We start from the raw sequence: 12,471 nt of genomic DNA, 5'->3' as shown, positions 1-12,471 counted from the left end.
ACACATTACCATGACAATTGAAAAAGATGTTGTGAACAATAAATAAAGTTTTCGTAAATAAAACGAAACCCGTTATTTATAAACAATTACGCTAAGAGGGGGCAATGTCATATTTACCGATTTTGGGCAACCGTTCCACTCTTTGGATGTTGGCCTTAGCGTTTTTTTGCCTATACCGCTACCTGCGTATTTTGTATCATCGCTATTGAATAGCAATTTCATTTGTTTTGATTTATGGACCCCTACCCTATAATTTTCTCTTGGTACGGGGGTAAAATTACAAACTACAATTAAATCATCTTCCGGATTGTTACCCATACGTTTATAAGAAATCACTGTGTTTTCCTGATCATTGTATTCTATCCATTGAAATCCCTCCTGGCTAAATTGCTTCTCATGAAGTGCAGGGCTTTCTTTATAGAGAGCATTTAGGTCCTTTATGGTTTCCTGAATTCCAGAATGGAAATCGTATTGTGTCAAATGCCAGTCCAAGCTATTCTGAAAATCCCATTCGGACGACTGACCAAATTCTCCTCCCATGAACAATAAATTGGCCCCAGGATGGGTAAACATATACCCATAGAGCATTCTAAGATTGGCAAACCTTTGCCATTCATCCCCTGGCATACGATACAAAAGTGAATTTTTGCCATAGACCACTTCATCATGTGAAAAGGGTAGCATAAAGTTCTCTGTGAACGCATAGGTCATACTAAAGGTGATATCATTCAGGTCGTATGAGCGATGGATAGGCTCTTTTTTGAAAAACTCCAAAGTATCATGCATCCAGCCCATCATCCATTTCATACCGAAACCAAGTCCCCCAAAATGGACTGGCTTAGAAACTCCGGTGAAGGCAGTGGACTCCTCTGCTATAGTCTGTACTCCTTCAAAGCTTGCGTATACCTCTTGATTCATTTCCCTAAGGAAAGACATCGCTTCGAGGTTTTCATTATTTCCATACATATTGGGTTCCCACTCACCATCTTCACGAGAGTAATCCAAGTACAACATAGACGCCACAGCATCAACTCGCAGTCCATCCACATGATATTGATCCAGCCAAAAAATAGCATTACTGATCAAAAAAGCCCTTACCTCGTTTCTACCGTAATTAAAAATGAGACTTTTCCAGTCCGGATGATATCCTCTACGTCTATCCGGGTGTTCGTACAGATGCGAACCATCAAAGAAACCAAGTCCATGTGCATCTTCTGGAAAATGGGATGGTACCCAGTCCAAAATTACCCCAATTCCTTTTTGGTGAAACTTATCAACCAATAGCTTGAAATCTTCAGGTTTGCCAAAACGCGAAGTGGGTGCAAAATATCCCGTAAGCTGGTAGCCCCATGAAGGGTCATAAGGATATTCCATTATGGGCATAAACTCGACATGGGTAAAGCCCATATCCTCAACGTAATTCACCAGCTCATCGGCAAGCTCCACATATGTTAGGGATTCCCATCCGTTTTTTTTCTTCCATGAGCCTAAATGAACCTCATACACCGAAAAGGGTTTATCCAATGCATTCTGCTCCTTACGACTCTGCATCCAGGATTTGTCCTTCCATTTATAATCGGCTTCCCAAACTACTGATGCAGTTTTAGGTGGTGTTTCGCAATATCTCCCAAAAGGATCAGCCTTTTCGGTCCAAATATCGTTATGATGTGATTCTATCTTGTATTTATATAAGGTTCCTTTATCCAGATCTGGTATAAAACCTTCCCAAATTCCACTTTCGTCCCAACGTACGTTCAACTCATGTTCACCGGCTTCCCAACCATTAAAATCCCCGATTACAGAAACTGATTTGGCCGAGGGGGCCCAAACTGCAAAATAGGTTCCTTTTTTTCCATTTACCTCGGTAAGATGAGCACCTAATTTGTCATACAAGCGAAAGTGCTTACCCGCCTTAAAAAGGTCAATATCGAAATCAGTGAAAAAGCTATGGGAAAGTACTTTGGCCATAATCGTTGGGTTTAGTTGATACAATATTACGGATCTTTCAAATAGGAACATATAAAGTGTTGTTTTCCTATAATTCAAAATCAGAATACTAAAATGGAACGCTTTTTGTTTTCATAGTGGGAAAACAGTAATAGTTCAAATCATAAAAATCAATATCATGAAAAAATTCAATACAGTAGTCGGTATATTTCTAGCGCTGTTCATAGTCTCTTGTGAAGGCCCAGAGGGACCTCCTGGTTTCGATGGAGCGCCTGGGCCCGAAGGTGAACCTGGCATTCAAGGCCAAGTCATTGAAGTGGATGGTGTAAACTTTGGTTTTGACCCAGACAATAACCTTTTTAGTTCCTTAATAACATTCAGTGAGGAAACCAATTTTGAAATCTTTGAATCCGATGCTGTATTGGTCTATAGATTTGATGGCACAATTGACTTGGATGATGGCAGCACTGCTGATGCATGGAGCCAACTTCCTCAAAGCTTTTTCTTGCCAGAAGGAACGATTCAATACGTTTTCGCCCACACTTTTGTAGATGTGGAGTTGTTTATTGATGGTAATTTTGATCTTTCTGGTATAAGCACAGATTTCACGGACAATCAATCTTTTAGGATTGTAATACTTCCAAGCGAGTTTGCAGATAGCTCCAGAATGAATACTTCAAACCTAAGCGCCGTAATGTCAGCTTTAGGAGTCAATGAAAGTGAAGTTCAAAAAATCCAAATGAACTAATTCATATAGACATTAATGAAAGCCTCGTTACAGCGAGGCTTTTTTATTTGCCCCAATACCACTTTCAGTACTATTTTTGAAAGGAATATCAAAAATTGCGTCTAAATAGAAAAAGAAAAACAGATGGGAAAAAACTTGCTATGGGTAGCCCTTTTACTAATTATAGGATGTAAAGGTGTATCTCAGGAAAAGAACAAGGAAATTGCGGAAACAAAGGAATATCCAATTTCAAAAACGGATGCCGAATGGAAAGCGCAGTTAACGGATATGGAATATTACATCTTACGCAAGGCTGCTACGGAAAATGCTTTCACCAGCGAACTTTTGGATAACAAGGAAAAAGGCACCTATGTTTGTGCAGCATGCTCTACCCCCCTTTTCCGTAGTGAGAATAAATTCGACTCAGGAACAGGTTGGCCTAGTTTTGACCAAGAGATTGAGAACAGCGTAGCGTATGATGTAGATTACAAAATAGGATATGCCCGTACCGAAGAACATTGTGCCACCTGTGGTGGACATTTGGGCCATGTATTTAATGATGGTCCCAGAAACACTACTGGAAAAAGACATTGCATAAACGGAGTGGCCTTAAATTTCATCCCCGATTCCGAATAAATACATTAACTTCCCTAAAAACATTAGCTATTGAAAAAGTACGCCGTCGAAAAGACTGAAGAGGAATGGAAAAAGCAACTCTCTACTGATGAATACCGAATTTTAAGGCAAAAGGGTACCGAATATCCCCATACCGGAGAGTTCAATCTTCATTTTAAAAAAGGGGCTTATCACTGCAAAGCATGTAATGCTAAGCTGTTTGATAGCGGCAACAAATTTGAAAGTGGTTGTGGCTGGCCTTCATTTGACCAAGCTGTTGAAGGTGCCATTGAATATATTAGAGATACCTCTCATGGAATGATTCGCACCGAAACTGTGTGCGCCAATTGCGGTAGTCATTTGGGGCATGTATTCAATGATGGCCCAAGAGAAACCACAGGTCAGCGCTATTGTATAAACTCCCTAAGTATAGATTTCGACGCTTCTGAAGAGTTACCTTCCTGAAAAACTTTTCTAGAATTTGCCGCTTGGTAAATGGCATTTGAATTCCGTATTTTTGCACCTGCCTAACCAAAAGGTTAGATATCAATCATAACAACTAAAATCTAAAAAGGAATGAGCAATTTTGATGTAATTGTTTTGGGAAGCGGCCCGGGTGGCTATGTGACGGCCATTAGAGCATCACAACTTGGTCTTAAAACGGCTATTGTTGAGAAAGAAAGTCTTGGTGGTGTTTGTTTAAACTGGGGATGTATTCCTACCAAAGCATTATTGAAATCAGCTCAGGTCTTTGAATATTTGAAGCATGCAGAGGATTATGGATTGAGTGCTAAAAAAGTAGAACACGATTTCGATGCCGTTGTGAAAAGAAGTCGTGGTGTTGCTGACGGAATGAGCAAAGGCGTTCAGTTCTTGATGAAAAAAAATAAAATCGAAGTTCTAAACGGGTATGGTAAAATTATGCCCGGAAAAAAAGTGGTGGTCAAAGGTGAGCATGGAGATCCTGCCGAATACTCAGCAGACCATATTATTATTGCAACGGGTGCAAGAAGTCGCGAGTTACCGAGTCTTCCGCAGGATGGTAAGAAAGTAATTGGTTATCGCGAAGCAATGACCTTGGAAAAACAACCCAAGAAAATGATTGTTGTGGGTAGTGGTGCCATTGGTATTGAATTTGCTTATTTCTACAATTCCATGGGAACCGAAGTCACCGTTGTGGAATACCTTCCTAATATAGTACCAGTAGAAGACGAAGACGTTTCCAAACAATTGGAGCGTAGCTTCAAAAAAGCGGGTGTTAAGATTAAAACCTCAGCAGAGGTAACCCACGTGGATACTTCCGGAGATGGGGTTAAAGCTACGGTTAAGACTGCGAAAGGTGAAGAAATACTGGAGGCAGATATTTTGCTTTCCGCTGTGGGTATTAAAACAAACATCGAAAACATTGGTTTGGAAGATGTTGGCATAGCTGTGGATAGGGACAAGATTTTAGTAAACGATTATTATCAAACCAACATCCCCGGATATTATGCCATTGGAGATGTAACTCCTGGCCAAGCTTTAGCGCACGTAGCATCTGCAGAAGGAATCCTTTGTGTAGAGAAAATCGCAGGAATGCATGTTGAACCGTTGGATTACGGAAATATCCCTGGATGTACCTATTGTATGCCAGAGGTTGCTTCCGTTGGTCTGACCGAAAAACAGGCCAAAGAACAAGGATACGATATCAAGGTCGGTAAATTTCCATTCTCAGCAAGTGGAAAGGCCAAAGCTTCAGGCAACTCTGATGGTTTTGTTAAGGTTATTTTTGATGCCAAGTATGGCGAATGGTTGGGTTGCCACATGATTGGAGCTGGTGTTACCGATATGATTGCTGAAGCTGTAGTGGGAAGAAAATTGGAAACTACCGGACACGAAATCCTGAAAGCTGTTCACCCTCACCCAACTATGAGTGAAGCAGTTATGGAAGCAGTGGCCGATGCTTACGATGAAGTAATTCACCTATAGACCAATTTTTCATGAAGTGGAATCATAGAAATATCCACAGGGATATTGCGTACTTCTATATTGGCCTTATCATTGCTTTTTCCTTTTCCGGTATTGTTTTGAATCACAGGCAGGATTGGTATCCCATGGATTATGCCTACGAGTCTGAAGAAGTCCAAATTGCACTGCCTGATAATCCAAAAAGTTTGGACTCCGAAGAGTTCATCAAATCCATTGCAGAAAAATGGGACCTTCAGGATAAATATGATGGACATAGAATACGTGGAGAAGAGCTTCGAGCCAATTTTAAACGAAACATAACTTTGGACATCAATACTACTACAGGTAAAGGCTTTTTGGAATACAAGAGAAAAGTACCTGTTTTGGGTCATACCATGTTTTTGCACAAAAGCACCAATAATTTCTGGATTTGGTATTCTGATATTTTTGGAGCCGCTATGTTGGTTATCGCTTTTACCGGATTGTTCATTACCAAAGGGAAGAACAGTTTTAGAAAACGAGGTTGGAAATTGGCATTGGCTGGGGTCTTGTTCCCAATATTATTTTTAATCCTGTTTGCATAATGTTAAAACTCTTTCGAATTACAGCAATACTCGAGGGCATATCCTACTTGTCACTCTTTGCTTTTACTATGCCCTTAAAATATTGGGCAGGTATTTTGGAGCCCAACAAATTTGTTGGTTATGCCCATGGTATTCTTTTTATAGCGTATGTAGTTGTGGCTTTCCTTTTTTGGTACGATAGAAAGTGGAACATTAAACGACTTTTGATTTTAATGGTAGCTTCGCTGCTACCTTTTGCTACTTTTTATGTTGATCAAAAGTATTTGAAGCCCAGTGAAGTAGCAACTTAGTTTTCCACTAATCGATAAATTGACCCATCAAAGGCACAGATAAACAGCTCATTTTGTGCGTCCACACCAAAAGATGAGATATTAAGGTTGGAGTTTATCAGCAAAGTGTCATCCGGGTTGCTGGAGGAAGCGTCCAGGGCCCAAATTCGACCGTCAATAAAATCAGCATAGATATAATTGTCGACCAAAGATGGTGTAAGACTCCCTCTATACACATGACCTCCTGTTATCGATTGGTCATTTCCATTATGCTCATACTCAAAAACAGGAGAAATTAAGCCTGCGTTGGAGCAGTCTCCTGAAAAACAAAAAGTACCTTCAAACAATCGCCAGCCGTAATTCCCACCACTGGTCACAAGGTTAATTTCCTCACGCTCGTCTTGACCCACATCTCCAGACCAAAGATTTCCGGTTTGCAAATCAAAACTCATCCGCCAAGGATTTCTAAAACCGTATGCAAAAATTTCTTCACGAATATTGGGTTCTCCAACAAAAGGATTGGTTGAAGGGATTCCATAGTTTAACCCATTTGAAGTTCCATCCACATCAATTCTTAAGATGGTTCCAAGCAAATTTGACCGGTCTTGAGCATTGTTGTCCGGATCACCACCAGAACCTCCATCACCAGAAGCTATATACAAAAATCCATCTGGACCAAAAGTTAGTTGTCCTCCATTGTGATTTGTAAAAGGTTGCGGAATTTCCAATAAAACAAGCTCCGAATTTATATTTGCCTCATTCGGGTTTGTGGATGATACTTGAAAACGAGATGTGACTGATAGAGTGGTCGAGGGGGTATAATTCACATAAAAATACCCATTGGATTCAAAATTAGGATGAAACGCCAACCCCAATAATCCTTGCTCATTGGCTGTTGTGTTTATTTGAGAACTGATATCCAAAAAGATTTGGGAAGTATCTTCATTTTCATCATTATCAAAAACCCGTATAGTCCCCCCTTGTTCAACAACAAAAACTCTGTTGCTTGAATCATTGGGACTTTGAAAATCAACAGGTCTTGAAAAGCTTAAGTTTGGAAACGCATTTTGAAGGGTAAAGGTCGTATCTCCAGGGTCAACATCATCTGAGTTAGTGGTTGCTCCATTATCATCAGAGCATGAAAACAGAATGAGGAAAGTCACCGAGGTTAAAAGTGCAATCTTTTTCATATCAATACATTGGGGTTATAAAAGATACGAAGAATTTAAGCCTGCCAGATGTTAGTGACCTACTAGCCTTCTAGAAAACTTTGTATGGCCAAGTCATAGCTTTGAAGTCCAAAACCAAGAATTATTCCCTTGGCTGCATTTGCAATATGGGATATATGCCTAAAATCTTCACGTTGATGGGTGTTGGAAATATGGACCTCTACAACAGGAACTTCTATGGCTTTAACTGCATCGCCAATACCTACCGAGGTATGAGTATAGGCAGCAGCATTTAATACAATGCCATCAAAATCAAACCCCACCTCTTGAATCTTCCCTATCAACTCACCCTCAATATTGGATTGAAAATAGGTGAGTTCTACTTCTGGAAATCTTTTTTCTAATTTGGAAAAATATTCTTCAAAAGTAGTATTGCCGTAAACTTCGGGCTCTCGTTTGCCCAAAAGATTTAAGTTGGGGCCATTGATGATAATAAGCTTCATAGGCTAAAAATACAATATCTTCAAAAAACAAAAAGGCAGCCGAAATTGACTGCCTTTTATAAATATTATTAAAGAACGATTAATCAAATGCGTATTGAATTCCAAATCCAAAAGCACCTGCTTCATTATCCCCAGCATCGCTAAGAACTATGGCAGGTCGCCAATCAAAATTGATAACAATAGGAACGCCATCAATTTTAAAGTCCAATCCAGCATGTGGACGTAAAGCAAAAACATTGTCAAAATCATCTATCAAAACGATACTAGGTCCGATACCTGCGTACCAACGCAATCCTGCAGCTCCGGAAAACTCATCATGATAAGAATAAAGAGCCGTCAAGATTGTACCTCCATCTTCAAAACCTAAATCAAACTGACCAGTATGGTTGTCCGAAAAGAAGTATTTTGCACTAGGCCCTACAAAAGTGGCGTCGTCCCAAAGGTCAATACCAAGACCTACAGCCCCAGTATAACTAGTTTGAGCATAAGATGTTGTGCCAAAGGCAACAATGGCAAGCAAGCATAAAAATGTTTTTTTCATGGTTTTGATTTAATTAGTAATATGTAATATTTAGTGAGTATTTACTTTTCCTAGAGTAAGTGGATTTTAAAACCTTTTCACTCTAAATAATAAATATACTATATATACGAGAGAAGATTAAAAAAAGTCGAGTGTTGAGTATTGAAGTTGATTAATTATCCCCTTTTCCGGATTTACCAAATCAAAACGTTATCCTTGCTTCCAATGAAAAAAAGATGGCTTGCTTATTGATTGCTTTGCAATTGATACATTGTTTTTTATAAACAAAAAAGCAGGGATGACCCCTGCTTATTATCATATTTAAGCGGTTGATTAGTTAAAAGCAAACTGAACTCCAAAACCAAAACTCCCTACCTCATTATCACCGGAGTTACTTAAAATAACAGCAGGTCTCCAATCGAAATTCAGAACTATGGGAACTCCATCAAATTTAAAGTCCAAACCTGCATGGGGACGCAAGGAGAAAGTATTATCTCCATCCAAGAAAACAATACTTGGTCCTATTCCTGTATACCATCTTAGTCCTCTGGCACCTACAATTTCTTTATGAAAAGAGTATAATGCAGTTATAATTGTAGCGTCTTGTTCAAATCCTAAATGGGCCTGGCCTACATGTTTTTCAGAGAAAAAATATTTTCCTCCAGCACCCACAAAGGTAAAATCCCCGATAAGGTCTATACCTAATCCAACTGCACCGTTATAGCTAGTTTGGGCTGTTGTAAAAGTTGAGAATGAAGAGACAATAATTAATGTAAGTAGTAATTTTTTCATTTTTGATATTTATGGTTATTACTTAAATTTCAAAAAATGCCTTTTCAAACTTGTTTTCAGAAAAGAAACAAAATACCTGCCATTGCAATAGAAAAGTTGAAATTGTTTTCCAGGGCCACTGCAGTATAAGAGACATTTATTTCTGTATTGCCCGTAATGTTATACCCAACCACTGGTCGATAATAAAAGCCACCATCATTGCCATCATTGATACCAACGGCATAGCCTGCATCAGCACCAAATTTAAATTCGTAAGTAGGATAAATACGAACAGAAGCCGCCGCCGGGATAAACTGGAAATCTTCAAACTCTCCGGTTAAATCTGTTCCGGTTTCTCCAAAGGAATTAATGAACCCTGTGGCCAATCCCACATCAAGAAGCTTGGAAACCCCCCAATGATAGTTCACATCCAACCCTAAAGCAAAACTACTGATATCCGATGCGTCTCCTACAGGTATTCCTGCAGTAAGTCCTGCTTTAAAACTACTTCTATCTACTTGTCCGATGGTTGTAAAAGTTACTACGAGCAAAAAAATACTTGTTGCAATGGTTTTTTTCATGTCTGATTAAGGTTTATTGAATGTTAAAACGTAGCCTCAATCAAAAAAGTATGAACAAACCAATGCCAAGGTATCTGTATTCATATCCAAATCCCTTGTCAAATTGATGAAACCACGCTTTGAATTGACCGATTGATAGGTGTTATTCTTCCAATACCTTTTTTTGTTTCTATTTTTATCAAATGAATTGGAAACATGCACTTAAGGATTATAAGGATTACTTAAGAATTGAACGTGGTCTTTCACAAAACACCATCTCCAATTACGCTCTGGATATTGAAAAGCTAATGGGTTTTTTATCTGAGAATCATATAAGCGAAAGCCCAATACTAATCACTAAAGAGGCAGTTCAAGCATTTATTTATGATGTGGCCAAAACAATGAATCCACGCTCCCAAGCTCGAATAATATCAGGTTTGAAAGGCTTTTTCAACTATTTAATTTTTGAAGAATACAGAAAGGACAATCCCATAGAACTCATAGAAACTCCTAAAATCGGCAGGAAACTACCCGATACCTTATCCACCGAGGAAATCAATCAACTTATAGACGCCATTGACCTTTCACACCCTCAAGGGGAAAGAAACCGTGCCATTTTAGAAACATTGTATGGATGTGGACTTCGAGTTTCCGAATTGATTGAGCTAAAGCTTTCGGATTTGTTTTTTGAAGAAGACTTTATCAAAGTAACTGGAAAAGGAAACAAACAACGCTTTGTTCCTATAAGTAAAGTCAACAAAAAATATATAAACATATACAGGTCTGAAGTTCGGGTGCACCAACGTATACCAAAAGAATTTTCAGATTATCTTTTCCTGAATCGTAGGGGTAAAAAGCTGACTCGGGCCATGATTTTTACTATTATTAAAACCTTGGCCGAAAAAATCGAACTACAAAAGAATATCAGTCCGCATACGTTTCGCCATTCCTTTGCCACCCATTTACTAGAAAATGGTGCAGACCTACGCGCCATCCAGCAAATGCTAGGTCATGAAAGCATTACCACTACTGAAGTCTATATGCACGTAAATAGGAAGCACTTGACAGAAGTATTGCATCAATTTCATCCAAGAAAATAATATCTTCGCTTTTCAAATTTTCAGATATGAAACAGTCACGAGCTTGGTGGAAAGAAGGTGTGGTCTATCAGATTTACCCACGGAGTTTTCAAGATACAACGGGAAATGGCGTTGGAGACATTCAGGGTATTATAAAGCGATTGGATTATATTAAAAGTTTGGGCATAGATATTATTTGGCTTTGTCCAGTATATCAATCACCCAATGATGACAATGGGTATGATATCAGTGATTACCAAAATATCATGGAAGAATTCGGTACTATGGCCGATTTTGACCAACTTTTGGAGGGTATGCATGAACGCGGCCTAAAACTGGTCATGGATTTAGTTGTTAACCATACTAGTGATGAACACCATTGGTTTCAAGAATCTTCGAAAGTCGCGAGAAAACCCATATCGCGATTACTACCACTGGTGGCCTGCCGAAAAAGGCACTCCACCTAAGCGTTTCAGCTATTTTGATGTGGATGGAAATGCTTGGAAATATGATGAGCAGACCGATAGTTACTATCTCCATTACTTCTCGGTAAAGCAACCTGATTTAAAATGGGAAAACTCAAAAGTGCGCCAAGAAATATATGATATGATGCATTTTTGGTTCAAAAAAGGAGTAGATGGTTTTAGAATGGATGTGATTCCTTTTATTTCAAAAGACATTTCCTATCCTGAGTTGCCCGAAGAATACAATGGCAACTTCATCCCTTTTTATGCCAATGGCCCTAAACTGCATGACTATTTGCATGAAATGAACCGCGAAGTTCTGAGCAAGTATGATGTTATGACTGTGGGCGAAACTCCTGGAGTGGACAGGGACCAAGCTTTACTTTTTGTGGATGAAGACCGAGAAGAACTTAACATGTTCTTTCATTTTGAGTTGATGTCCTTGGACCGGGAAGGGGACGAAGTGTTTTGGATGCGAAGTGACCCTTGGAAACTTACCGAGTTCAAAAAAATATTCTCCGACTGGGATGAAACCTTTGCTGAAAAAGGTTGGGGAAGCCTGTTTTTGAGCAATCACGATAATCCCAGAACCGTAAGCCGCTGGGGAAATGACTCGCCAGAACACTGGTACAATTCCACCACTATGTTGCAAACCTTTTTGTTGACCATGAAGGGAACACCTTATTTCTATTATGGTGATGAAATTGGGATGAGCAATATTCGTTTTGACAATATTGAGGACTATCAGGACATCAATACGCTAAACCGTTATGCTTTGCTTAAACAACAAGGCATGGATTTAGAGACTTTTATTGAAAATGAAAAAGAGGCCGCCCGAGATAATGGCCGTACCCCTATGCAATGGGACAATACAACGAATGCAGGTTTTACCCAAGCAAAACCTTGGCTAAAGGTGCATCCCAACCATAAAGAAGGGCTTAATGTTGAAGAACAGGAAAAAGATACTGGTTCCGTATTGAACTATTTTAGAAAAATGGTCCAGGTACGTAAGGATCATTTGGGATTGGTCTACGGAGACTATACGCTACTATTGAAAAACAACGAGCAAGTATATGCTTACACCCGGGTTCTGGACAACAACAAATATCTAGTTTTGCTAAGCTTCTCAACCGAACCAGCCCATATTGATTTGTCTAACAAAGGTTTTGGGGAACTTAGCTTGATTATTTCCAACGATTTATCTACAGCCGATAAGGGAAATGGAAAGTTTGAGCTACGACCCTATCAGGCATGTGTGTATCAGATTTAGATTTTTGCAATTCACTTATCGAAAAGGCTATGATTTTATCTTGAAA

General features: G+C 39.2%; 15 protein-coding genes. 9 read left to right on the top strand and 6 right to left on the bottom strand.

Annotated elements, in window-relative coordinates:
• Nucleotides 1–72 precede the first annotated feature (72 nt).
• A complete protein-coding gene (gene glgB / locus ACOKFD_RS00345) occupies nucleotides 73–1,968 on the bottom strand; it encodes a 1,4-alpha-glucan branching protein GlgB (RefSeq protein WP_422859431.1) in 1,896 nt (631 codons plus the stop codon).
• A gap of 157 nt (nucleotides 1,969–2,125) precedes the next feature.
• Here glgB and ACOKFD_RS00340 point away from each other — a divergent pair, with 157 nt between their 5' ends.
• From ACOKFD_RS00340 to ACOKFD_RS00315, 6 genes are all read left to right on the top strand, one after another.
• Complete coding sequence (locus tag ACOKFD_RS00340; protein ID WP_422859430.1) at nucleotides 2,126–2,695, top strand: collagen-like triple helix repeat-containing protein; 570 nt, start codon at nucleotides 2,126–2,128, stop codon at nucleotides 2,693–2,695.
• A gap of 123 nt (nucleotides 2,696–2,818) precedes the next feature.
• Nucleotides 2,819–3,310 (top strand): peptide-methionine (R)-S-oxide reductase MsrB, encoded by a 492-nt coding sequence (msrB, locus tag ACOKFD_RS00335; protein WP_422859429.1) that lies wholly within the window; start codon nucleotides 2,819–2,821, stop codon nucleotides 3,308–3,310.
• Nucleotides 3,311–3,340: 30 nt separating this feature from the next.
• Nucleotides 3,341–3,754, top strand: coding sequence for a peptide-methionine (R)-S-oxide reductase MsrB (gene msrB / locus ACOKFD_RS00330; RefSeq protein ID WP_422859428.1), 414 nt, complete (start codon nucleotides 3,341–3,343; stop codon nucleotides 3,752–3,754).
• A 111-nt stretch (nucleotides 3,755–3,865) separates the two neighbouring features.
• Nucleotides 3,866–5,257 (top strand): dihydrolipoyl dehydrogenase, encoded by a 1,392-nt coding sequence (gene lpdA / locus ACOKFD_RS00325; protein ID WP_422859427.1) that lies wholly within the window; start codon nucleotides 3,866–3,868, stop codon nucleotides 5,255–5,257.
• Between the two features lie 11 nt (nucleotides 5,258–5,268).
• Entirely contained in the window at nucleotides 5,269–5,820 is a 552-nt protein-coding gene (locus ACOKFD_RS00320) for a PepSY-associated TM helix domain-containing protein (RefSeq protein WP_422859426.1), read from the top strand.
• Entirely contained in the window at nucleotides 5,820–6,110 is a 291-nt protein-coding gene (locus tag ACOKFD_RS00315; protein WP_422859425.1) for a DUF3817 domain-containing protein, read from the top strand. Before ACOKFD_RS00320 ends, ACOKFD_RS00315 begins: the two co-directional genes overlap by 1 nt.
• Here the strand turns inward: ACOKFD_RS00315 and ACOKFD_RS00310 are convergent.
• From ACOKFD_RS00310 to ACOKFD_RS00290, 5 genes are all read right to left on the bottom strand, one after another.
• Entirely contained in the window at nucleotides 6,107–7,279 is a 1,173-nt protein-coding gene (locus tag ACOKFD_RS00310) for a PQQ-dependent sugar dehydrogenase (protein WP_422859423.1), read from the bottom strand. The two genes, ACOKFD_RS00315 and ACOKFD_RS00310, sit on opposite strands and share 4 nt — an antisense overlap.
• A gap of 62 nt (nucleotides 7,280–7,341) precedes the next feature.
• Complete coding sequence (gene aroQ, locus ACOKFD_RS00305; protein ID WP_422859422.1) at nucleotides 7,342–7,761, bottom strand: type II 3-dehydroquinate dehydratase; 420 nt, start codon at nucleotides 7,759–7,761, stop codon at nucleotides 7,342–7,344.
• A 79-nt stretch (nucleotides 7,762–7,840) separates the two neighbouring features.
• Nucleotides 7,841–8,302, bottom strand: a complete 462-nt coding sequence (locus tag ACOKFD_RS00300) for a hypothetical protein (protein ID WP_298997798.1) — start codon at nucleotides 8,300–8,302, stop codon at nucleotides 7,841–7,843.
• A gap of 312 nt (nucleotides 8,303–8,614) precedes the next feature.
• Complete coding sequence (locus ACOKFD_RS00295) at nucleotides 8,615–9,073, bottom strand: hypothetical protein (protein WP_298997796.1); 459 nt, start codon at nucleotides 9,071–9,073, stop codon at nucleotides 8,615–8,617.
• A 56-nt stretch (nucleotides 9,074–9,129) separates the two neighbouring features.
• On the bottom strand, nucleotides 9,130–9,633 hold the full coding sequence (locus ACOKFD_RS00290; RefSeq protein ID WP_422859421.1) for a hypothetical protein: 504 nt from the start codon (nucleotides 9,631–9,633) through the stop codon (nucleotides 9,130–9,132).
• A gap of 182 nt (nucleotides 9,634–9,815) precedes the next feature.
• On the opposite strand from ACOKFD_RS00290, the gene xerD reads away from it, so the two are divergent.
• Genes xerD through ACOKFD_RS00275 form a run of 3 tightly spaced genes read left to right on the top strand, consistent with a single transcriptional unit; the run spans nucleotide 9,816 to nucleotide 12,425 of the window.
• Complete coding sequence (gene xerD, locus ACOKFD_RS00285; RefSeq protein ID WP_422859420.1) at nucleotides 9,816–10,712, top strand: site-specific tyrosine recombinase XerD; 897 nt, start codon at nucleotides 9,816–9,818, stop codon at nucleotides 10,710–10,712.
• Between the two features lie 26 nt (nucleotides 10,713–10,738).
• Entirely contained in the window at nucleotides 10,739–11,158 is a 420-nt protein-coding gene (locus tag ACOKFD_RS00280; RefSeq protein WP_422859419.1) for an alpha-amylase family glycosyl hydrolase, read from the top strand.
• A complete protein-coding gene (locus ACOKFD_RS00275; protein ID WP_422859418.1) occupies nucleotides 11,061–12,425 on the top strand; it encodes an alpha-amylase family glycosyl hydrolase in 1,365 nt (454 codons plus the stop codon). Before ACOKFD_RS00280 ends, ACOKFD_RS00275 begins: the two co-directional genes overlap by 98 nt.
• The last annotated feature ends 46 nt before the right edge of the window (nucleotides 12,426–12,471 follow it).

Source organism: Flagellimonas ulvae, assembly GCF_049333175.1.
Taxonomy (GTDB): Bacteria; Bacteroidota; Bacteroidia; order Flavobacteriales; family Flavobacteriaceae; genus Flagellimonas.
The sequence above is the reverse complement of the archived record's forward strand: the minus strand, read 5'-3'. Positions and strand labels throughout refer to the sequence as shown.